The following is a 20,756-nucleotide window of genomic DNA, read 5'->3' on the forward strand; positions in this document are numbered from 1 at the left end:
TCATTCCTGCGTATGGCGCATCGCGACGCGGTTGCGCAGCCCGGCCGCCGCCTCGGCGCGCAGCTGGTCCGCCAGTGCGCTGCCGGCCGGCGGCTCGAATTCGATAAAGCCGTGGCGGCGGTAGAACGGCGCGTTCCACGGCAGGTGGGCGAAGGTGGTGAGCGTGACGGCGGCGCAGCCGCGCAGCCAGGCCTGGGCCAGCGCGTGCCGCAGCAGCGCGGAGCCAATGCCGCGGCGGGCGTGGTCCGGGTCCACGTCCATCTCGGCCAGATGCAGCTGGCCGTCGACGATCTCCGCCAGCGCGAAACCGACCGCCCGGCCCGCGTCGTCCGCCACCCACAGCAGGCCGGCGTCGCGGGCGGCGCTCAGGGTCTCGGCCGGAAGCGTGTGCTCGGCCAGCGCGGAGGGCAGGTCCGCGGGGGAAAACAGCCGCGCGGCGCGGCGCTCTATCCGCGCCAGCAGCGGCAGCTCGGCCGCCTCGGCCGGGCGGATCAGCAAGCCGTTTTCTATCATGTGGTCCTCAGTTGTTCGGCGGCCAGCCGGCCCAGCCGGGCGATGGCGGCCTGCTGCGCCGCGTCCCAGGGCTGGCCGAAATTCAGCCGCAGGCAATGGCGGAAGCGGGGCTCGGCCGAGAACAGCATGCCCGGCGCGAAGCTGATCGATTCCTTCAGCGCCGCCTCCAGCAGCCGGCCGCTGTCCAGGCCCTCCGGCCCTTCCACCCACAGCAGCAGGCCGCCTTGCGGCCGCCGCACCCGGGTGCCGCGCGGAAAGGCGGCCAGCACCGCGTCGGCCACCCGCTCCATCTGTTCGGCCAGTCGCGCGCGCAGCCGCTGCGAGATGCGGGCGTAGTCGCCGCTGGCCAGCAGGTCGGCCAGCGTGCCCAGCAGCAGCGCCGGGCTGACCAGGCTGCTGCTGGCGCGCAGCCGCTCCAGCGCCGCGTGGTGGCGGCCGCCGGACAGCCAGCCCAGCCGGAACGACGGCGCCAGGCTCTTGGTGAAAGACGCGCAGTAGATCACGTCGCCGTCGCGGTCCCAGGCTTTCAGCGGCGTCGGCCGGCGCTTGCCGAAGTACAGCTCGCCGAACACGTCGTCCTCGATGATGGATACGCCGTGGCGGCGCGCCAGCGCCAGCAGCCGTTTCTTGTTGTCGTCCGGCATCAGCGCGCCGGTGGGGTTCTGGTAGTTGGTCACCGTCACCAGGCAGCGCACCGGCGGGCCGTAGCGCAGCGCGAACTCCAGCGCCTCCAGCGACAGGCCGGCGTCCGGCGTGCACGGAATCTCCAGCGCCTTCAGCCCCAGCGCCGCCAGCGTCTGCAGCAGGCCGAAATACACCGGCGTCTCCACCGCCACCGTGTCGCCGGGCCGGGTCAGGTGGCGCAGCGCCAGGCTGATGCCCTCGGTGATGCCGTTGCAGAACAGGATCTCGTCCGGCCGCACCGCCAGCTGCCAGGACGCGGCCATCTGCTGCAGCTTCAGGCACAGCCGCTCGTGCTGCGCGGCCGGCAGGTAGGCGCCGATCAGCTCCGGCTGGCGCAGCAGCGTCTGTTGCAGCCGCCGCGCTAGATCGGCGGCCGGATACAGGCTGTGGTGGGCCTCGGCCATGTGCAGCTGCACCGCCACGTCCGACGCCGACAGCGCCACCAGCTGCGACATGCGGCTGTCCACGTCCACCAGCGTGGCCGGAGACGGCAGCGCGCGGGCGGGCGGCTGGCCGTCGGCGCGGGCCGGCAGCGCGGCGTAGAAGCCGGCCCGCGGCCGCGCCACCACCCGCTGCTTCTGCTCCAGCCAGCGGTAGGCGGCCAGCGCGGTCAGGCTGTTGACGCCGTGGTGGGCGGCCAGCTGCCGCACCGAGGGCAGCTTGCCGCCGGGCGGGAATTCGCCGGCGTCCAGACGGGCCTGCAGCAGCCGGGCGATGTCCTGGTATTGCGGCATGGGCTTAGTCGACGATGAACAACTTGGCGCCTTGCGGCGCGCGGGAGCGATGGGCCTCGGCCCGGTCCGCCACCTGGTAGCTCATGCCGGGCGTGAGGACGAAGACGCGGCCGTCGTCCAGCTCGGTGTGCAGCTCGCCCTCCAGGCACAGCAGGATGTGGCCCTTCTCGCACCAGTGGTCGGCCAGGTAGCCGGCCGTGTACTCCACCATCCGCACCCGGATGTCGCCGAACTGGCGGGTGCGCCAGTAGGCGCGGCCCTGTTCGCCGGGATGCTCGGCGGCGGGGACGTCCGCCCAGTCGGTGACGCCGAAGGGAATGCCGGTCAGCTGCATGCGGGGCTCCTGAGGATGGCTGTTATATAGAACAGATGCGGTCCAGCATAAACTGTTTGGCGCGCTTGTGGGAGTCCGCGGCGCGCAGGCCGTGGCACGCTGGCGACATTGGTTTTCATCAGGAGAGTCGCCATGTGGCAAACCTTGCGGCGCGACGCCGCCCCCTCCGCCTTGCTGGCCGCCGTTCTGGCCCTGCTAGTCGGTTTTTCCGGCCCGTTTCTGATCATCGTCCACGCCGCGCAGTCGGCCGGGCTGTCGCAGGCGCAGCTGGCGTCCTGGGTATGGGCGGTGTCCATCGGCTCCGGCGCGGCCGGCCTGTGGCTGAGCCTGCGCTGGAAAACGCCGGTGATCGCCGCCTGGAGCACGCCGGGCGCGGCGCTGCTGCTGGCCGCCCTGCCCGGCGTGCCGTATCCGGAAGCGGTGGGCGCCTTCCTCGCCGCCGCCGCCATCGTCACGCTGGTGGGCGTCAGCGGCCTGTTCGACCGGCTGATGGCGCTGTTCCCGCCGGCGCTGGCGGCGGCCTTGCTGGCCGGCATCCTGTTTCATTTCGTCGGCGAAGTGGTGACCGAGGCGGCAGGCCATCTGGGCCTGGTGCTGACGATGGCGGCGCTGTTCTTCATCGGCCGCCGCTGGTTTCCGCGCTGGGCGTTGCTGGCCGCCATCGCGGCAGGCGCGGCGCTGTCGGCGGGCGAGCTGCACGCGCCGGCGGCCGCGTCGTTGCATGCCGTCGCCGCGCCGCTGTTCACCTGGCCGGCCTGGTCGTGGTCCGCTTTCATCAATCTGGCCCTGCCGCTGGCGCTGCTGGCGCTGACCAGCCAGTTCCTGCCCGGCATGGCGGTGCTGCGCGCCTTCGGCTACCAGGTGCCGGCGCGCTCGCCGGTGACGGCGCTGGGCCTGGCGTCGATGCTCACCGCGCCGTTCGGCGGCCATGGCGTGACGCTGGCCGCCATCATCGCCGCCATCTGCACCGGGCCGGAAGCGCATCCGGACCGCAGCCGCCGTTACGTGGCCGGGGTGTTCTGCGGGCTGATCTACATCGTCATGGGGGTGATGGGCGGCGCGCTGGCGGCGCTGGCGCTGGCCTTGCCCAAGCCCTTGTTGGTGACGGCGGCCGGCCTGGCGTTGTTCGGCACGCTGGCGTCGTCGCTGGGCGCGGCGCTGGCCGATGCCGAGCACCGCGAGTCGGCGTTGCTCACCTTTGTGGTGGCGGCCTCCGGCGTCAGCTTCGCCGGCCTGGGCGCGCCGCTGTGGGCGATGCTGGCCGGCGGCCTGCTGTGTCGGCTGCTGAGCCCGGTCAAACCCGCGCCGGAAAAGGCCGTGGAGGCGCCTGCGCGCTGAGGCCGCGGCTGGCCGGCGGGGGCCGCGCGTGATAACTTAGGCGGTTGAATATACCCGCAGCGGCGCCTCCCGCCGGCATGCGGCAAAAGGAGAAAACATGTTCGCCCCTTCCGTTTACGCCCAGCGCCGCGCCGGCCTGCAAGCGTCCGGCCTGTCCGGCCTGCTGCTGTTTGTCGGCAACGTCGACTCGCCGATGAATTACCACGACAACACCCTGCCCTTCGTGCAGGATTCCAGCTTCCGCTACTTCTTCGGCCTGAACGAGCCCGGCCTGGCCGGCGCGATCGACGCCGACAGCGGCGAGGCGACGCTGTTCGGCAATGACCCGGACGTGGCCGACATCGTCTGGACCGGCCCGCTGCCGAGCCTGGCCGAGCGCGCCGCCAAGGTTTCGCTCTCGCGCAGCCGCCCGTACGCCGAGCTGGCGCAAGCGGTGGCAGAGGCCCGCGCCGCCGGCCGTCCGGTGCGTTACCTGGCGCCTTACCGCGGCGAGACGCTGATCGAGATGGGCCGCCTGCTGGACACCCATCCGGCCCAGGTGAAGGCGGGCTTCTGTCCCGAGCTGACCCGCGCGGTGGTGGCGCTGCGCGAGATCAAGGGCGAGGAAGAGATCGCCGAGATGGAAGCCGCGCTGGGCGTCACCCACGCGATGCACATCGCCGCGATGCAGAACGCCAAGCCCGGCGTGGTGGAATACCAGGTGGTAGGCATCATGGAAGGCATCATGCGCCGCCACGACTGGCAGCTGGCCTACCCGTCCATCTTCTCCAAGCGCGGCGAAGTGCTGCATAACCACCATCATGATCACGTGCTGCAACAGGGCGACCTGGTGTTGAACGACACCGGTTGCGCCAGCGGCGGCGGCTACGCCAGCGACATCACCCGCACCTTCCCGGTGGGCGGCAAGTTCTCCACCCGCCAGCGCGAGCTGTACGACATCGTGCTGGAGATGCAGGAGGCCGCCATCGCCGCGGTCAAGCCGGGCGTCAAATACCAGGACATCCACAAGCTGTCCGCCGCCGTGATGGTGGAGCGGATGGCCGCGCTGGGCTTCTTCAGCGGCGACGTGGACGCCATCGTCGAATCCGGCGCCTACGCGATCGCCTTCCCGCACGGCCTGGGCCACCAGATCGGCATGGACGTGCACGACATGGAAGCGCTGGGCGAAGACCTGGTGGGCTACGGCGACGGCACCGAGCGCAGCAAGCTGTTCGGCCTGGGCTACCTGCGCCTGGGCAAGACGCTGAAGGCCGGCATGGCGCTGACCGTGGAGCCGGGCGTCTACTTCATCCCGGCGCTGATCGAAGCCTGGGAAAAGGAAGGCCGCCACAGCCAGTACATCAACTTCGCCAAGTTCCGCGAATACGCCGACTTCGGCGGCATCCGCATCGAGGACAACGTGCTGGTGACCGAAACCGGCAGCCGCGTGCTGGGCGAGCCGATCCCGAAGACGGTGGACGAAGTGGAAGCGGTGATGGCTGTGTAAGCCAGCCGGTCCCGCGCCATGAAACGCCCCGCCTGCGCGGGGCGTTTTCGCATCCGCCGCCCGGATTGACCGGCCGGCCGCGGCGGCGACACAATGACGACAGTCTATTTCGCGCCGGTTTGCCACGACCTTTCCGCTGCCGTCTGTCCCGCGCGCCAGACCCCTGCAAGACCAAGCGGCAAGCACTGCACTCAGGGAGACACCGATGACCACCCAGCCTGATTTTTCCGCCATCCCGCTGCTAAACGACGCCGCCAGCCGCTACCCCTGGCAGGACTGCCGCAGCCGGCCGCTGCCGCCCGGCGCGCCGGAAGCCGACGCCGCCAGCCTGCTGCGCGCCTTCTCCGCCGCGATGCCGCCCTGGGCGCGCGCGCTGATGTTCCTGCGCGACCGGCTGGTGTCGCCTTTGGGCCTGAAAACCGCCCAGACAGCCTCTGCTTCCGTTGAGCCTTTTCATGTCGGCCAGCATCTGGGCGTGTTCGGCGTGCTGCACCTGGGAGAGCGCGACGCGGTGCTGGGCGAGGACGACCGCCATCTGGATTTCCGAGTGGTTTTGCAGTGGCAGGCGGGGCGGTTGCAGGTGAGCACGCTGGTGCGGCCGCACAATTGGTTGGGGAGGACGTATCTGGCGCTGGTGACGCCGTTTCATCATTTGATCGTGGCGGCGAGCATGAGGCGGATGGCGGAGGCACTGGGGAAATAGTGGCTAGGCGACGAATATATCTTTGGCCCAGTGTTGTTCCACTTTACCCTATTATCCGTAGCCCTATGTCGGGATACCTAGATTCAGGTATTCTATAAGATTTTGTCAGCAGCACCTTGATGCGATATGCAACAGTTTGAGTGGCTGATGATGTCTCTCGGGTTTGGCTTATGTTTTCTTAACTATCTATGTTGAGTGAATTGCCCGGGTGTGGTCTGAATTCAATGTTGAAAAAGTCGCTTACTGAGCTCTTGATGTGCAAGTGAAGTTATTAATTCAAAAATTAAAGCAGAGCGCTTTCTTTTTGTGGGAGTTTTTGAATGGATATGAGTGCTTTGTAGGTCCGCAAAGAAGTCATTAGTTTTGAAATACAAGCAAGTTGTCTATGCGCAAACCTCATATGGCGCTGTGGTAATAAATAATAGGCTGGCCTGTTTAGCGTAAGCGTGGATTTATTGGGGATTGCTTGTTTTTCCAATTTTGACTGTAAAAGAATGGCGACATGCTTAAATCTCATCGTGGATGAGATATTCGAGACATGAAGCAGTATTTCATCGATTCTAATTTAAAAATCAATTGCTATTATATGAAGTCATTGTCATCGTTTACTTTGCCATCAATCAGCCGTCCCGTAACATTAAACGAAGTGAAAAAGACAGTTCAATATCGTGCAGACATTGATGGGTTGCGTGCAATTGCAGTTCTGTTTGTGTTGTCTTTTCATGGCGGATTAAGTTTATTTCCTTCCGGATTTATCGGGGTTGATATATTCTTTGTAATTTCAGGCTTTTTAATAACATCTATTTGCTATTTGAGAATAAAAGATAATAATTTCTCATTGGCTGATTTTTATGTAAGAAGACTGTGGCGGTTACAGCCTAGCCTGATAGCCGTAATTTTATTTACTACTATTTTGGCGGCATTATATTATTTGCCAGAGGATCTAATCAATTATACAAACAGCACGAGATATGCGACATTATTCATATCTAATCAGCACTTTTCACGAGTTGTGACAAGTTATGCTGCAACAGATTCATCATTTTTACTTTTATTGCATACATGGTCATTGTCAATTGAATGGCAGTGGTATTTAATCTTGCCAATTGGCTTAGTGCTTCTATTTAAAAGACTCTCTCATCAAAATGCTAAGCGTGTAATATTGGTTTCTACTATCGGGGCAGCGCTACTATCTCTTTATCTTTCCAAGAAGTACCCGGATAAGAGTTATTTTCTTCTGACCTCTAGAATGTTTGAGTTCTTAATAGGAAGCTGTATTGTTTTTCTTGGTGAGAATAAAAAGGCACTCAATAACAGTCTGGCAACAGTGCTGGGAGCGGTTTCTTTTTGTGCAATAATCGCGGTTGCGACACTGGAAAATATAGATATCGGTTTTCCAGATTATCATGCATTAATAGTATGTTTTTCAGTTGCAGTGTTGATATTTGTTGGTGATGGAAATGGTGGCCTTGTTAATAAGATGCTATCTAACCCCATTTTGGTTTACATAGGAAAATTATCCTATTCACTATACTTGTGGCATTGGCCCATTTTTGCAGCAGGAAAGTATATTGGTTTTGAACAAGATTTAAAATTTAAGATTTTTTGCTATCTTGCAACATTCTTTACAGCCTTTGTTTCTTACCTGTTAATTGAAAAGCCGTGTAGAGGAGTAAATTGGAAGCTAAAGAAAACTGCATTCTGTATGATTTTCTTGCCTATTATCGTGTCTGCTGCATTGTACTCGTTAAGCAGCTACCTAAATGGACTTCCTGAGCGGTTTGGCACAGAGTACTCACGAATTGATTCGACAATCAGAGCGTACTCTTCGCAAGATAGAAAATCTTGTATTGATGGCGATGCATCAATAATAAGCCCTAACTGTATTATCGGTGATAAGCCATCGAAGAAAAGGGCGCTTTTGATTGGTGATTCCCATTCAAATCATTTTTGGGGATTTTTCGATGTATTAGCCAACGATGCTAATTTATCTATTTCCGTCCAAGGAACATCTTCTTGTTTGACTTTGCCAAATATTTACTTATTTGATTGGTGGACCTTCAGGAATACTGTGTATCAAGATTGTTATAATAATACACAGCAGTATTATAAAAGAATCAAGGATGGTAATTTTGACTACGTCATTATTGGCCAGGTCTGGATGAATTATGCTGGAAATAATGTAGTTAATAAGCCAGGCGATTCACAATCTATTGAATTGTCTCGAATGAGAATTGAAGCCTCGATCCGAGATGCATTGGGGATTATTGAGGCAACAGGAGCCAAGCCTGTTATCGTTAAAACAATTTATGCCATGCCGGTGAATTATTTTGCATGCTATTATAAGCATATAAAACTTAGGCAGAGTTATGGCGATGATATGTGCGGCTCTATTGCTTGGACAGGAGATGGATCAGAATGGTTTTCTGAATTGTTTTCTAGACTTAAAAAAGAGCATCCTCGGCTGATAATTATCGACCCGAAAGATATTCAATGCAAAGGTGGGGTTTGTAAGACTGAGATTGATGGTGTGCCAATCTATAGAGATGTTGGCCATTTGAATGATTATGCATCATATAAATTTGGCAAAGAGTATTTGCAGAATTTTCAAAATCCATTCAAGTGAAGTAATGAAATGGACCGCCCGCCAATAGAAGCGAGCACCATTCAGCGGCTTAATCTTTGATGACGCAAGGCGACTCCCTGAGCAGTCGAGCAGGGAGTTTCGTTGTTGAAACTAATTGTTTGCGAATGCCCTCCTCCTAGAGACGGGGGCATTCGGAGGCAATTCAGGCCTTGGGGTGTAACAAAGCTACTTATCCACAGTCTCTCGCCAAGTCATTTTCTTATCCACAGCCAACTTGTGCTTGGCTAAAACCCCGCGCATAACAAAACGGGCAACAGCTCCATCGCCATTGCCCGTTCTCGCCTTCCCGCTCCACGAAGGCGGAGCCGGCGGATCGCCCGGCCATGCCGGGCTTCAGCCCTACATCACAACAACACCACGTCGAACTGCTCCTGGGTGTAGCTGGACTCCACCGACAGCGACACCGGCTTGCCGATGAAATCCACCAGCATCGCCAGGCTCTGCGACTCTTCGTCCAGGAACATGTCGATCACCGACTGCGCCGCCAGGATGCGGTAGCCCTTGGCGTCGTACTGCCGCGCCTCGCGCACGATCTCGCGCTGCACCTCGTAGCACACCGTCTGCGCGGTCTTGATCTCGCCGCGGCCCTGGCAGGTGGGGCAAGGCTCGCACAGGATGTGGGCCAGGCTCTCGCGGGTGCGTTTGCGGGTGATCTCCACCAGGCCCAGGCTGGTGAAGCCGTTCAGCGTCACCCGGGTGCGGTCGCGCGCCATCGCCTTGGCCAGCTCGGCCAGCACCGCCGCCTGGTGCTCGTCGTTGTCCATGTCGATGAAATCGACGATGACGATGCCGCCCAGATTGCGCAGCCGCAGCTGGCGGGCGATCACCTGGGTGGCTTCCAGATTGGTCTTGAAGATGGTTTCGTCGAAGTTGCGGTTGCCGACGAAGCCGCCGGTATTGACGTCTATCGTCGTCATCGCCTCGGTTTGGTCGACGATCAGATAGCCGCCGAACTTCAGATTGACGCGGCGGGCCAGCGCCTTCTCGATCTCGGCCTCGATGCCGTGCATCTCGAACAGCGGCCGCTCGCCGGCGTAGCGCTCGATCTTGTCGACGGCGATCTGCACGTACTGCTCGGCGAACTCCACCATCCGGCCGTAGTTCTCGTTGGAGTCCACCAGCACCTTGTCGGTGTAGCCGCTGACCATGTCGCGCAGCACCCGCACCGCCAGCGGCAGGTCGTCGTACAGCAGGCTTTGCGCCGGCAGCGTTTGCGACTTCTGCTTGATGTCGGACCACAGCTTGGACAGGTATTCGATGTCGGCGGACAGCTCGTCGTCGCGCGCGGTCTCGGCGCTGGTGCGGATGATGTAGCCCCTGGGGCTGCCGGCCGGCAGCAGCTTTTCCAGCCGCGCTTTCAGGCTGTGGCGCTCGGCGTCGCTTTCAATCTTTTGCGACACGCCGATGTGCTCTTCCTGCGGCAGGTGCACCAGGAAGCGGCCGGCCAGCGAGATCTGCGTCGACAGCCGCGCGCCCTTGGTGCCGATCGGGTCCTTGATCACCTGCACCAGCACGGTCTGGCCTTCGAACAGCATCTTCTCGATGCGCTGCGGCTCGGTCGGGTGCTGGCGTTGTTCCAGCACGTCGGCGATGTGCAGGAAGGCGGCGCGCTCCAGGCCGATCTCGATGAAGGCGCTCTGCATGCCCGGCAGCACGCGCTTCACCTGGCCCAGGTAGATGTTGCCGACGATGCCGCGGCTGGCGGCGCGTTCGACGTGCAGTTCCTGGACAATGCCTTCCTCCAGCACCGCGACGCGGGTTTCCTGCGGGGTGATGTTGACCAGAATCTGTTCTTGCGGCCGCGGCAGGTCGCGCGGCAGGGGTATGGATTGATGCAGCATGGCGCCCTCCCGGCTCATGGCAATTCGAAGCCGAACTCGGCCAGGAGCAGCGCGGTTTCGTGCACCGGCAGGCCCATCACGCCGGTGTAGCTGCCTTCAATGCGTTCGATGAACACGCCGGCCTTGCCCTGGATGCCGTAGGCGCCGGCCTTGTCGAACGGTTCGCCGCTGTCGATGTAGCGTTCGATTTCGGCATCGGACAGGGTTTTGAAGCGGACGTTGGTGACCGAAGTCTTGACGAGCAGCTTGCCGCCGTCGCGCACGGCGACGCTGGTGATGGCCTGGTGGCTGCGGCCGGAGAAGGCGCGCAGCATGCGGCGGGCGTCGTCGGCGCCTTCCGGCTTGCCGAAGATTTCGCCGTCCTGGGTCACCGTGGTGTCGGCTGCCAGCAGCGGGCGCTCGGGCAGGCCGCAGGAGGAGACCACGCGCCAGCCGGCTTCGGCCTTCTCGCGCGCCAGCCGTTCGGTGTAGGCGACGGCGTCTTCGCCCGGCCGCACCGATTCGTCGATGTCGGCATGGATGCGTTCCAGATGCAGGCCCAGCTGTTCCAGTATCTCGCGGCGGCGCGGGCTGCCGGAGGCCAGGTATATTCGGGTGTCATTGGTGCTCATGTCAGGCTGCTCGTTTGTTCTTGGGCTGCCGCCTAGGTTACCAGAGCGGCCCCGAGCCAACCATCTCCGCGGTGCGGCAGGGCATGGAGGGCGTGGATTCGGCCTTTGGATTCAAGGCCTTGCGGCGGCGGAGATTTGGTGAACGATTGTAAGCTCCCGGCTGCATGCCGATTCGCTGATATGCCGTTGATTTTATTTGATGGTCATTTTATGCAAATTGGAGAACGGGCCCGGGTTTGGTAAAATGTCGACTTTCGCCCTTCGAAGCACGCGCCATGCCGCACTCCAGCCTTGCCGTCCGCCAGTCGAATCCGGCCACCGCCGCCGCCATCCTGCTGATCCTGTTCAACCCGCTGGGGGTGGACTTGTACCTGTCCGCGCTGCCGGCGCTGCAGCGCCATTTCCAGGCCGACGTGTCGGCCAGCATCAGCGTGTTCGTGTTCTGCCTGGGTCTGGGCCAGCTCTTGTTCGGCCCGCTGGCGGACCGCGCCGGCCGCCGCCCGGTGGCGCTGGGCGGCTTGCTGGCCTATGCGCTGGGCTCGGCGCTGGCCAGCCTCAGCGATTCGATGGGCAGCTTCATGCTGGCGCGGATGCTGCAGGGCCTGGGCGCCAGCGCCAGCTCGGTGTGCGCGTTCACCATCATCCGCGACTGTTTCTCCGGCAACGCGGCGGCGCAGCGCTACAGCATGCTCAACGGCGCGCTCAATATCGTGCCGGCGCTGGCGCCGGCGCTGGGCGGGGTATTGACCGAGCTGTACGGCTGGCAGTCCTGTTTCCTGTTCCTGGCGGTGTCGGCGCTGGCCGCGCTGGCGCTGCTGGCGCGGCTGATGCCGGAAACGCGGCCGGAACGGGTGGAGCACGCTGGCGGGCCGGGCTTTCTGCAGGTGCTGCGCCATCCGGCGCTGCTGCGCAACGGCGCTTGCAGCAGCACCGCGCTGGGCCTGATCGTCAGCTACGTGACGCTGGCGCCGACGGTGCTGATCGAGCGCGGCGGCCTGTCCTCGGCCACCTTCGGCCTGCTGTTCGGGGCCAACGCGCTGCTGATCATGGCGGCCAGCTTCACCGGCCTGGGCCTGATCGGCCGACTGGGGCCTCGCCGGGTGCTGAAGACGGGCCTGGTGATCATGCTGGCGGCCGGCGCGCTGCTGCCGGCGCTGGCGCATCAGCCTGGCGCCTGGCATTACATGCTGCCGATCGCGGTGCTGAGCGTGGGCTTCGCCTTCACGCTGGGCCCGGCGGCGGGCATGGCGATGGCGCCGTTCGCGGAGTCGGCCGGCCGCGCGGCGGCGCTGCTGGGCTGCGCGCAGATGCTGTTCGCCTCGGCCTTGTCGGCGCTGCTGGCCGCGCTGCCGGTGGCGGGCGAGCTGGCGCTGGGTGGCGCGGTGATCGCGCTGTCGCTGGGCTGCCTGGCGCTGCAATGGCGGCTGCCGGCGCGCGGCTGAGGCGGGTTTTGGGCCGCCGGCGGCGGCCAACTGCCTGAATCGCTTGGGACATTTGCCGCCGCGCGAGTACAATCGCGGCTGTTACAAGATTTGGCAGATTCATGAGCAAGCACATCCCCCGCAAGCGTTTCGGGCAGAACTTCCTGCAAGACGCCAGCGTCATCGCCGGCATCGTCCACGCGGTCAACCCGCAGCCGGACGACATCGTGATCGAAATCGGCCCCGGCCTGGGCGCCATCACCAAGCCGCTGCTGTCGCGGCTGAAGCACCTGCATGTGGTGGAGATCGACCGCGACATCATCGAGCGCCTGCGCGCCGAGCATCCGGCCGACAAGCTGACCATCCACGCCGGTGACGCGCTGGCTTTCGACTTCGCCTCGGTCAGCGAGGCGCCGCTGAAGATTGTCGGCAACCTGCCGTACAACATCTCCACGCCGCTGCTGTTCCACCTGGCCACCTACGGCAACCGGGTGCTGGACATGCACTTCATGCTGCAGAAGGAAGTGATCGAGCGGATGGTGGCCGAGCCCTCCACCGCCGACTACGGCCGGCTGTCGGTGATGCTGCAGTACCGCTTCTACATGGAGAACATCCTGTTCGTGCCGCCGGAAGCATTCTGGCCGCCGCCGAAGGTGGATTCCGCCGTGGTGCGGATGATGCCGGCGCCGGGCCGCTGCGGCGTCGCCCGCGACGAGGCGCTGCTGGAGAAGCTGGTGATCCAGGCTTTCGCCCAGCGCCGAAAGACGCTGCGCAACAACCTGAAGGGCCTGGCCGACGTGGTCGATCTGGAAGCGCTGGGGATCGACCCCGGCCTGCGTCCGGAGAACCTGCGGGTGGAGGACTACGTCCGTCTGGCGAACCATTTGTCCGACAAGGGCGCGCGCGGCTGAGCGCGTGCCGCGGCCTGCCGCGGTTTCCCGTTGCATTAAGTTCTGACGCAAACAAAAAATAACAGCATACTGTCAGACAATCACTAAAAAGAAGATCATGGCGCCGCGACAGCGGCGCTGCTTTACCCGCAAAGAGAGTCTATAAGGAGAAACCTCATGCGCATTCGCACCTCCGTCGTCGCTGGATGTACGCTGGCCGCCATGGCCACCCTAGCCGCGCTGCCCGCAGGCGCGGCCGAGCTGACCGGCACCCTGAAGAAGATCAAGGATTCCGGCGTGATCGTGCTGGGCAACCGCGACTCTTCCATTCCCTTCTCGTACTACGACAACAACCAGAAGCCGATCGGCTACTCGGTGGACCTCGCCAACAAGGTGGTGGACGAGGTGAAGAAGGAGCTGAAGCTGCCGAACCTGCAGGTGAAGTACAACCTGGTCACTTCGCAGACCCGCATTCCGCTGGTGCAGAACGGCACTGTGGACCTGGAGTGCGGCTCCACCACCAATAACGCCGAGCGCGGCAAGCAGGTGGCGTTCTCGGTCGGCATCTTTGAGATCGGCACCCGTCTGCTCACCGCCAAGACCTCCGGCGTCAAGGACTTCCCGGACCTGAAGGGCAAGAACGTGGTCACCACCGCCGGCACCACGTCCGAGCGCCTGATCAAGGCGATGAACGCCAGCAAGAGCATGGGCATGAACGTGATTTCGGCCAAGGACCACGGCGAATCGTTCCTGATGCTGGAATCCGGCCGCGCCGCCGCCTTCATGATGGACGACGCGCTGCTGTACGGCGAAATGGCCAAGGCCAAGAATCCGGCCAACTGGATCGTCACCGGCAAGTCGCAGTCCTACGAGATCTACGGCTGCATGCTGCGCAAGGACGACGCGGCGTTCAAGAAGGTGGTGGACTCCGCGCTGGAGAAGACCTTCAAGTCCGGCGAAGTGAACAAGATCTACGCCAAGTGGTTCACCAGCCCGGTGCCGCCCAAAGGGCTGAACCTCAACTTCCCGATGTCCGACGAGCTGAAGGCGCTGTTGGCCAAGCCGACCGACAAGCCCGCCGAATAAGCCAGCCTGGCCGCGCATGCGGCCTTCGTCCTGAACGTAGCCGCCCGTTTTCGCGGGCGGCGGCTTGACCCTGCGCGGCCGGAAGCCGGCCGCCGGGTGGCATCGATCGCCGCGCCGTCTTCCCGACGCGCGGCTGGGAGTGGTTGCAATGAATTATCACTGGGACTGGGGAGTCTTCTTCAAACCCACCGGTGTCGGTAGCGAGATCTATCTGAACTGGTTCGCCAGCGGCCTGGGCTGGACGCTGGCGGTGTCGCTCAGCGGCTGGATCATCGCCTTGCTGCTGGGCATCGTGGTCGGCGTGGCGCGCACGCTGCCCAATCGCTGGATCGCCAGCCTGGCGACCGTCTACGTCGAGTTGTTCCGCAATGTGCCGCTCTTGGTGCAGCTGTTCGTCTGGTACTTCCTGGTGCCCGACCTGCTGCCGGAGGGCGCGCAGGTCTGGTTCAAGCAGGACCTGTCGCCGACCACCTCGCAGTTCCTGTCGGTGGTGGTGTGCCTGGGCCTGTTCACCGCAGCCCGGGTGGCGGAGCAGGTGCGCACCGGCATCGAGGCGCTGCCGCGCGGCCAGCGCAACGCGGCGATGGCGGTGGGCTTCTCGCTCGGCCAGACTTACCGCCACGTGCTGTTGCCGCAGGCGATGCGCATCATCATCCCGCCGTTGACCAGCGAATTCCTCAACATCATCAAGAACTCGTCGGTGGCGTCGCTGATCGGCCTGGCCGAGCTGCTGGCGCAGACCAAGCAGACCGCCGAGTTTTCCGCCAACCTGTTCGAGGCCTTCACCCTGGCCACGGTCATCTATTTCACGCTCAACATGAGCCTGATGCTGATGATGAACGCGCTGGAGAAGAAACTCAGGGTGCCCGGCATGATGGGAGGCAAATGATGGATTTCAGCCAAATCGTTCCGGCGCTGCCGGGCCTGAGCCAAGGCATGCTGCTGACGCTGAAGATGCTGGCCGGCGGCGTGATCGGCGGCGTGCTGCTCGGCATTCTGCTGGCGCTGGCGCGCTTGTCCAGCAACAAGGTTTTGTCGGGCTTCGCCACCGCCTACATTTATTACTTCCGCTCCATTCCGCTGCTGCTGGTGATCTCCTGGTTCTACCTGGCGGTGCCGATGCTGCTGAACTGGATCACCGGCAATCTGGAGCCGGTGGGGGCGTTCACTTCCTGCCTGGTGGCCTTCGTGATGTTCGAGGCGGCCTACTTCGCCGAGATCGTCCGCGCCGGCATCCAGGCGATACCGAAGGGCCAGGCCGGCGCCGCCTACGCGCTGGGCATGCGCTACCACCAGGTGATGGGGCTGATCGTGCTGCCGCAGGCGCTGCGCAAGATGCTGCCGCTGCTCTTGCAGCAGTCCATCATCCTGTTCCAGGACACCTCTCTGGTATACGCTGTCGGCTTGATGGATTTCCTCAACACCGCCCGCTCCAAGGGCGACATCGTCGGCCTGCCGCACGAATTCCTGATATTCGCCGGCATGGTCTACTTCCTGATCAGTTTCGGCGCCTCCCGCCTGGTGAAGCGCCTGCAACAAAGGTTGGCTGTATGACTGCAATGATTTCGCTGAGCAAGGTCAGCAAATGGTATGGCGCCTTCCAGGTGCTGACCGACTGCACCACCCAGGTCGCCAAGGGCGAGGTGGTGGTGGTGTGCGGGCCGTCCGGCTCCGGCAAGTCCACCCTGATCAAGTGCGTGAACGCGCTGGAGCCGTTCCAGCAGGGCGAGATCGTCGTCGACGGCATCTCGGTCGGCGATCCGAAAACCGATCTGCCCAAGCTGCGTTCGCGCGTCGGCATGGTGTTCCAGCATTTCGAGCTGTTCCCGCACCTGACCATCACCGAGAACCTGGCCATCGCCCAGGTCAAGGTGCTGGGCCGCAGCCGGGACGAGGCGATGGCCAAGGGCCTGAAGCTGCTTGACCGCGTCGGCCTGCGCGCGCACGCCGACAAGCATCCTGGCCAGCTGTCCGGCGGCCAACAGCAGCGGGTGGCCATCGCCCGAGCGCTGGCGATGGACCCGATCGCGATGCTGTTCGACGAGCCGACCAGCGCGCTGGACCCGGAGATGATCAACGAGGTGCTGGACGTGATGACCGAGCTGGCGCACGAGGGCATGACCATGATGTGCGTGACCCACGAGATGGGCTTCGCCCGCCGCGTGGCCGACCGGGTGATCTTCATGGATCAGGGCCGCATCGTCGAGGATTGCGCCAAAGACGAGTTCTTCGGCGATCTGGACGCCCGCAGCGAGCGCGCGCGCCAGTTCCTGTCCAAGATCCTGCAGCACTGACCGGCTGCGGGGGGGCGGTTGGCGAAGGCCCGGCATGCCGGGCCTTTTTCGCGTCCGGATCATACCTATGTTGTGCCGATGGTATTTTTGGCGGGACGGGGCCAGCAGGCGCGCGGGGGACGATTATTATTTTCCATTCAATGGCTTGCCGGCAGCCGCTCTAGCCGGCTGGATGGCGTTTTCGCAACAGCGGCGGGGGATGCGGTCGACAAATGCGCAGCGCATGGCGCTTAGGGGATAGCATTGCTGAAAACATTTCCAAGCAAATGCCGTGAAGAAACTGATCGTCCTGCTGTTGTGTTGTCTGGCGTTCGAACCGGCGCTGGCGGACGCGCGCGAGCTGGTGCTCGCCTACAACGTGTTCGAGCCATGGAAAAAACTGGACGCGCGCGGCGAGCCGGCCGGGCCGTACACCGAGATCGTGCGCGAGCTGGCGCGGCGGCTGGGCCTGCCGCTGCGCTTCCTGCACTGCCCGCTGTCGCGTTGCCTGGCGGTGATGCAGCAGGGACGGGCCGACCTGATGATAGGCGTGCGGCCCACGCCGGAGCGTTCGCGCTATCTGGATTTCCTGATGCCGCCCTTCGCCAACAGCAACCATCTGGTGTTTTACCAGCGCAGCGGCGACGCGCGCGCGCTGGCCCGCTACGACGATCTGCTGCCGCTGACGGTCGGCGTGTCGGAAGGGGTGAGCTACGAGGCGGGCTTCGACCGCGACGCCCGCATCCGCCGCGAAGCCAGCCCCGGCATGGAGTCCGGTTTTCGCAAGCTGGCGGCCGGCCGCGTCGACGCCTTGATCGTCAACGCGAGCCAGGGCGCGGCGCTGGCGGCGCGGCCGGAGTTCGCCGGCCGGGTGAAGCGGGCGGCGCTGACGCTGGACGACCGCCACCCCAACCGGTTGGCGCTGGCGCGGCGCTCGCCGCTCCATCCGCGCAAGGCGGACCTCGAACAGGCCTTGCGCGGCATGGTGGCCGACGGCACGGTCGCCCGCATCCTGGCGGCTGCCGGACGGTAGGACAAATCCGCGCTGGCCGTGGGCGGTTGCGGCTGGCATAGTAGGGTTTTCGCACCCTCACCGCAGGACGCTACGCCATGCAAGACCAACACGCCTGGTCCGGCCGTTTTTCCGAGCCGGTTTCCGATCTCGTCAAGCACTACACCGCCTCCATCGGTTTCGACTACCGTCTGGCCGAGGTGGACATCGAAGGCTCGCTCGCCCACGCCGCGATGCTGAACCGATCGGGCGTGCTGTCCGACGCCGACCTGGAGTCGATCCGACGAGGCATGGCGGACATCCGCGACGAGATCCGCGCAGGCCAGCTTGAGTGGAGCGTGGACCTCGAAGACGTGCACATGAACATCGAGCGCCGGCTGACCGACCGCATCGGCGACGCCGGCAAGCGCCTGCACACCGGCCGCAGCCGCAACGACCAGGTGGCCACCGACATCCGGCTGTGGCTGCGCGGCGAGATCGACGCCACCGTCCATCTGTTCGGCGAACTGCAGAAAAGCCTGCTGGAGCTGGCCGAGCAGCACGCCGACACAGTGATGCCCGGCTTCACCCACCTGCAGGTGGCGCAGCCGGTCACCTTCGGCCACCACCTGCTGGCCTATGTCGAGATGCTGGCGCGCGACGCCGAGCGGATGCAGGATTGCCGCAAGCGCGTCAACCGGCTGCCCTTGGGCGCGGCGGCGCTGGCCGGCACTACCTATCCGATCGACCGCCATTACACCGCCCAGCTGCTGGGCTTCGACGATGTCTGCCACAACTCGCTGGACGCGGTGTCCGACCGCGACTTCGCCATCGAATTCACCGCCGCGGCCTCGCTGGCGATGATCCACCTGTCGCGGCTGTCGGAAGAGCTGATCCTGTGGATGAGCCCGCGCGTCGGCTTCATCGACATCGCCGACCGCTTCTGCACCGGCTCGTCCATCATGCCGCAGAAGAAAAATCCGGATGTGCCGGAGCTGGTGCGCGGCAAGTCCGGCCGCGTCGTCGGCCACCTGATCGCGCTGATCACATTGATGAAGGCCCAGCCCTTGGCCTACAACAAGGATAATCAGGAGGATAAGGAACCGCTGTTCGACACGGTGGACACGCTGCAGACCACTCTGCGCATCTACGCCGACATGATGCGCGGCGTGACGGTGAAGCCGGAGGCGATGCGCGCGGCGGTGCTGCAGGGTTACGCCACCGCCACCGACCTGGCCGATTACCTGGTCAAGAAGGGCCTGCCCTTCCGCGACAGCCACGAGGTGGTGGCGCTGGCGGTGCGCCACGCCGAAGGCCTGGGCGTGGATCTCGCCGACTTGCCGCTGGCCAAGCTGCGCGAGTTCTCGGCGCTGATCGAGGACGACGTGTTCGGCGTGCTGACGCCGGAGGGCAGCCTGGCGCAGCGCGACCATGTCGGCGGCACCGCGCCGGCCCAGGTGAAGGCGCAGATCGCCCGCCACCGTGGCCGTTTGAGCTGAGCCTCCCGGCTCGCGCGCGAACCCTCCTGCGGGAGGGTTTATTTTTTGGTTTAAAATAAGACTATTATTTAAAACCAATTATCAATTCCGCATAGCCGGAATTGCACGCGCGGAGAGTCGATGAATCCCCTGCAGCCACGCCGTCGCCATCGCCTGTCCCATTTGATGTTCGCCCTGTTGGTGGCGGCCCTGCCGTTTGCGGCGACCGTGCCCGCGCTGTTGTGGCAAGAGCGGCAGGACCTGCAGGCTTCCGTGCGGCAGCAAGTGGACCAGGGGCTGCAGCTGGTGGACGGCATCCTCGACCAGGCCGACGAGGCCGCGCGCATCCTGCTGCCCTTGGCCGGCGGATCGTGCGACAAGGCGGTCTATTCCTTGCGCCGCCAGGTGGCGGTCGCGCCTTTCGTGCGCAGCACCGTGCTGCTGGACGGCGATAATGTCTATTGCTCGTCGCTGAGCGGCAGCACCCGCTGGGCGATGCCGGCGCGCGGTTTCGTGCAAGGCAGGATGCAGCTGCTGTCCGGCAACGCGATCACGCCCGATGTGCCGCTGCTGTATTACCGGCTCAATCGCGGCGGCGACGCGGCGGTGGCGACGGTGGACGGACGCTATCTGCAGCTGGCCTTGCAGGATGTCAGCGACCGCATCCTGGTGTTTCTGCAGGTGGGGGACCACTGGCTGGGGCCGCGCCGCTACGGCGAGGGGGCGATGCCCGCGCGCGGGCAGGTGGAGGAAATCCGCCATTCCAGCCGCTATCCGTTCATGGTGCGCTCAAGTTATGACGTGCCGGCCTGGCACCTGCATCTTTGGTCGCATCATGCGCCGCTGACCGTGATCCTGCTGTTGCTGGGCCTGTCGGCCGGCGCGACGCTGTACTGGCTGCTGGGGCGGCCGGCCTCCTTCACTGACGAATTGCGGCGGGCGCTGGCCAACGACGAGTTCGAAGGCTATCTGCAGCCCATCGTGAAGCCCGGCCTGCCGGACTGGCGCGGCGCCGAGGTGCTGATGCGCTGGCGGCATCCGCGCGAGGGGCTGATCCGGCCCGACCTGTTCATCCCGCGCGCCGAAGAGAGCGGGCTGATCGTCGAGATGACGCGGCGGATGATGGACGCCGTGCTGGCCAAGCTGGCCAAGCTGCCGCTGGCGCCGGACTTCCACCTGGGCGTCAACATCAGCCGCGCCCATCTGCAGGAAGGCGATCTGTACGGCGACTGCCGGCGCTGGGCGGGCCTGCTGGCCGAAAGCGGCGCGGTGCTGACGCTGGAGCTGACCGAGCGCGAAATGGTGGCGATCACGCCCGAGGTGGAGGCGCTGTTCCGCCGCCTGGACGCGCTGGGCGTCCGGGTGGCGCTGGACGATTTCGGCACCGGCCATTCCAGCCTGGTGTATTTGCAGCAGCTGACGGTAGGCGGCTTGAAGATCGACCAGGGCTTCGTCGCCGGCATCGGCAGCGACGGCTTGTCCGGCCATATCGTCGACAGCGTGGCCGAACTGGCGGCCAAGCTGGGCCTGGCGACGGTGGCCGAGGGGGTGGAGACGGCCGAGCAGTACGACTATCTCAGCCGCCTGGGCGTGAACTGGCTGCAAGGGTTTTACATCGCCCGGCCGATGCCGCTGGACGAGTTTGTCCGCCGCGTTCGCCAGGGCGGCACCTGGCAGCGCTGAGCGGCGTTGCGGCGGACATGCCGCATGGGTAGACTGGCCGGCT

The 20,756-nt window shown here is 63.6% G+C and carries 18 protein-coding genes; 13 read left to right on the top strand and 5 right to left on the bottom strand.

The window, feature by feature from the left end:
- The 3 genes from ACX17K_RS15050 to ACX17K_RS15060 are packed head-to-tail and all read right to left on the bottom strand — an operon-like array spanning window position 1 to window position 2,265.
- Window positions 1-513 (bottom strand): GNAT family N-acetyltransferase, encoded by a 513-nt coding sequence (locus tag ACX17K_RS15050; protein WP_493775439.1) that lies wholly within the window; start codon window positions 511-513, stop codon window positions 1-3.
- On the bottom strand, window positions 510-1,931 hold the full coding sequence (locus ACX17K_RS15055; protein WP_070980401.1) for an aminotransferase-like domain-containing protein: 1,422 nt from the start codon (window positions 1,929-1,931) through the stop codon (window positions 510-512). The genes ACX17K_RS15050 and ACX17K_RS15055 overlap by 4 nt, the downstream gene beginning before the upstream one ends.
- Before the next feature lie 4 nt (window positions 1,932-1,935).
- Window positions 1,936-2,265: a DHCW motif cupin fold protein gene (locus tag ACX17K_RS15060; RefSeq protein WP_493775440.1), complete on the bottom strand. Its 330-nt coding sequence runs from the start codon at window positions 2,263-2,265 to the stop codon at window positions 1,936-1,938.
- Between the two features lie 132 nt (window positions 2,266-2,397).
- Here ACX17K_RS15060 and ACX17K_RS15065 point away from each other — a divergent pair, with 132 nt between their 5' ends.
- The 4 genes from ACX17K_RS15065 to ACX17K_RS15080 all read left to right on the top strand — a co-directional run bounded on the left by ACX17K_RS15065 (window position 2,398) and on the right by ACX17K_RS15080 (window position 8,418).
- Complete coding sequence (locus ACX17K_RS15065; RefSeq protein WP_493775441.1) at window positions 2,398-3,603, top strand: benzoate/H(+) symporter BenE family transporter; 1,206 nt, start codon at window positions 2,398-2,400, stop codon at window positions 3,601-3,603.
- A 97-nt stretch (window positions 3,604-3,700) separates the two neighbouring features.
- The gene (locus ACX17K_RS15070) at window positions 3,701-5,089 is read left to right on the top strand and encodes an aminopeptidase P family protein (protein WP_493775442.1); all 1,389 of its coding nucleotides are present in this window, start codon (window positions 3,701-3,703) and stop codon (window positions 5,087-5,089) included.
- A 205-nt stretch (window positions 5,090-5,294) separates the two neighbouring features.
- A complete protein-coding gene (locus ACX17K_RS15075) occupies window positions 5,295-5,792 on the top strand; it encodes a DUF2867 domain-containing protein (RefSeq protein WP_493775443.1) in 498 nt (165 codons plus the stop codon).
- Window positions 5,793-6,330: 538 nt separating this feature from the next.
- Window positions 6,331-8,418, top strand: a complete 2,088-nt coding sequence (locus ACX17K_RS15080; RefSeq protein ID WP_493775444.1) for an acyltransferase family protein — start codon at window positions 6,331-6,333, stop codon at window positions 8,416-8,418.
- Between the two features lie 365 nt (window positions 8,419-8,783).
- Here the strand turns inward: ACX17K_RS15080 and rng are convergent, their stop codons facing one another.
- Entirely contained in the window at window positions 8,784-10,280 is a 1,497-nt protein-coding gene (gene rng / locus ACX17K_RS15085) for a ribonuclease G (RefSeq protein WP_493775445.1), read from the bottom strand.
- Between the two features lie 14 nt (window positions 10,281-10,294).
- On the bottom strand, window positions 10,295-10,891 hold the full coding sequence (locus ACX17K_RS15090) for a Maf family protein (protein ID WP_493775446.1): 597 nt from the start codon (window positions 10,889-10,891) through the stop codon (window positions 10,295-10,297).
- A 275-nt stretch (window positions 10,892-11,166) separates the two neighbouring features.
- On the opposite strand from ACX17K_RS15090, the gene ACX17K_RS15095 reads away from it, so the two are divergent.
- From ACX17K_RS15095 to ACX17K_RS15135, 9 genes are all read left to right on the top strand, one after another.
- Window positions 11,167-12,333: a multidrug effflux MFS transporter gene (locus ACX17K_RS15095; protein ID WP_493775447.1), complete on the top strand. Its 1,167-nt coding sequence runs from the start codon at window positions 11,167-11,169 to the stop codon at window positions 12,331-12,333.
- Window positions 12,334-12,434: 101 nt separating this feature from the next.
- Entirely contained in the window at window positions 12,435-13,223 is a 789-nt protein-coding gene (rsmA, locus tag ACX17K_RS15100; protein WP_493775448.1) for a 16S rRNA (adenine(1518)-N(6)/adenine(1519)-N(6))-dimethyltransferase RsmA, read from the top strand.
- Window positions 13,224-13,379: 156 nt separating this feature from the next.
- Window positions 13,380-14,288, top strand: a complete 909-nt coding sequence (locus ACX17K_RS15105; RefSeq protein WP_493775449.1) for a glutamate/aspartate ABC transporter substrate-binding protein — start codon at window positions 13,380-13,382, stop codon at window positions 14,286-14,288.
- A gap of 148 nt (window positions 14,289-14,436) precedes the next feature.
- The gene (locus tag ACX17K_RS15110) at window positions 14,437-15,177 is read left to right on the top strand and encodes an amino acid ABC transporter permease (protein WP_493775450.1); all 741 of its coding nucleotides are present in this window, start codon (window positions 14,437-14,439) and stop codon (window positions 15,175-15,177) included.
- The gene (locus ACX17K_RS15115; protein ID WP_493775451.1) at window positions 15,177-15,842 is read left to right on the top strand and encodes an ABC transporter permease subunit; all 666 of its coding nucleotides are present in this window, start codon (window positions 15,177-15,179) and stop codon (window positions 15,840-15,842) included. The genes ACX17K_RS15110 and ACX17K_RS15115 overlap by 1 nt, the downstream gene beginning before the upstream one ends.
- Window positions 15,843-15,847: 5 nt before the next feature.
- Window positions 15,848-16,582: an amino acid ABC transporter ATP-binding protein gene (locus ACX17K_RS15120; protein ID WP_231154753.1), complete on the top strand. Its 735-nt coding sequence runs from the start codon at window positions 15,848-15,850 to the stop codon at window positions 16,580-16,582.
- A gap of 271 nt (window positions 16,583-16,853) precedes the next feature.
- Window positions 16,854-17,594, top strand: coding sequence for a substrate-binding periplasmic protein (locus ACX17K_RS15125; protein ID WP_493775452.1), 741 nt, complete (start codon window positions 16,854-16,856; stop codon window positions 17,592-17,594).
- Between the two features lie 77 nt (window positions 17,595-17,671).
- Entirely contained in the window at window positions 17,672-19,051 is a 1,380-nt protein-coding gene (gene argH / locus ACX17K_RS15130) for an argininosuccinate lyase (protein ID WP_493775453.1), read from the top strand.
- Between the two features lie 120 nt (window positions 19,052-19,171).
- Window positions 19,172-20,713: an EAL domain-containing protein gene (locus ACX17K_RS15135; RefSeq protein ID WP_493775454.1), complete on the top strand. Its 1,542-nt coding sequence runs from the start codon at window positions 19,172-19,174 to the stop codon at window positions 20,711-20,713.
- The last annotated feature ends 43 nt before the right edge of the window (window positions 20,714-20,756 follow it).

Source organism: Chromobacterium sp. INPA-IVC, assembly GCF_059047085.1.

Bases quoted from the DNA above. Each gene is read 5' to 3' on its own strand.
- ACX17K_RS15110 (WP_493775450.1), top strand. From the start codon at position 14,437: ATGAATTATCACTGGGACTGGGGAGTCTTCTTCAAACCCACCGGTGTC.
- ACX17K_RS15120 (WP_231154753.1), top strand. From the start codon at position 15,848: ATGATTTCGCTGAGCAAGGTCAGCAAATGGTATGGCGCCTTCCAGGTG.
- ACX17K_RS15080 (WP_493775444.1), top strand. From the start codon at position 6,331: ATGAAGCAGTATTTCATCGATTCTAATTTAAAAATCAATTGCTATTAT.
- ACX17K_RS15105 (WP_493775449.1), top strand. From the start codon at position 13,380: ATGCGCATTCGCACCTCCGTCGTCGCTGGATGTACGCTGGCCGCCATG.
- ACX17K_RS15050 (WP_493775439.1), bottom strand. From the start codon at position 513: ATGATAGAAAACGGCTTGCTGATCCGCCCGGCCGAGGCGGCCGAGCTG.
- ACX17K_RS15065 (WP_493775441.1), top strand. From the start codon at position 2,398: ATGTGGCAAACCTTGCGGCGCGACGCCGCCCCCTCCGCCTTGCTGGCC.
- ACX17K_RS15090 (WP_493775446.1), bottom strand. From the start codon at position 10,891: ATGAGCACCAATGACACCCGAATATACCTGGCCTCCGGCAGCCCGCGC.
- ACX17K_RS15075 (WP_493775443.1), top strand. From the start codon at position 5,295: ATGACCACCCAGCCTGATTTTTCCGCCATCCCGCTGCTAAACGACGCC.
- ACX17K_RS15135 (WP_493775454.1), top strand. From the start codon at position 19,172: ATGAATCCCCTGCAGCCACGCCGTCGCCATCGCCTGTCCCATTTGATG.
- ACX17K_RS15060 (WP_493775440.1), bottom strand. From the start codon at position 2,265: ATGCAGCTGACCGGCATTCCCTTCGGCGTCACCGACTGGGCGGACGTC.
- ACX17K_RS15055 (WP_070980401.1), bottom strand. From the start codon at position 1,931: ATGCCGCAATACCAGGACATCGCCCGGCTGCTGCAGGCCCGTCTGGAC.
- argH (WP_493775453.1), top strand. From the start codon at position 17,672: ATGCAAGACCAACACGCCTGGTCCGGCCGTTTTTCCGAGCCGGTTTCC.
- ACX17K_RS15095 (WP_493775447.1), top strand. From the start codon at position 11,167: ATGCCGCACTCCAGCCTTGCCGTCCGCCAGTCGAATCCGGCCACCGCC.
- rng (WP_493775445.1), bottom strand. From the start codon at position 10,280: ATGCTGCATCAATCCATACCCCTGCCGCGCGACCTGCCGCGGCCGCAA.
- rsmA (WP_493775448.1), top strand. From the start codon at position 12,435: ATGAGCAAGCACATCCCCCGCAAGCGTTTCGGGCAGAACTTCCTGCAA.
- ACX17K_RS15115 (WP_493775451.1), top strand. From the start codon at position 15,177: ATGGATTTCAGCCAAATCGTTCCGGCGCTGCCGGGCCTGAGCCAAGGC.
- ACX17K_RS15070 (WP_493775442.1), top strand. From the start codon at position 3,701: ATGTTCGCCCCTTCCGTTTACGCCCAGCGCCGCGCCGGCCTGCAAGCG.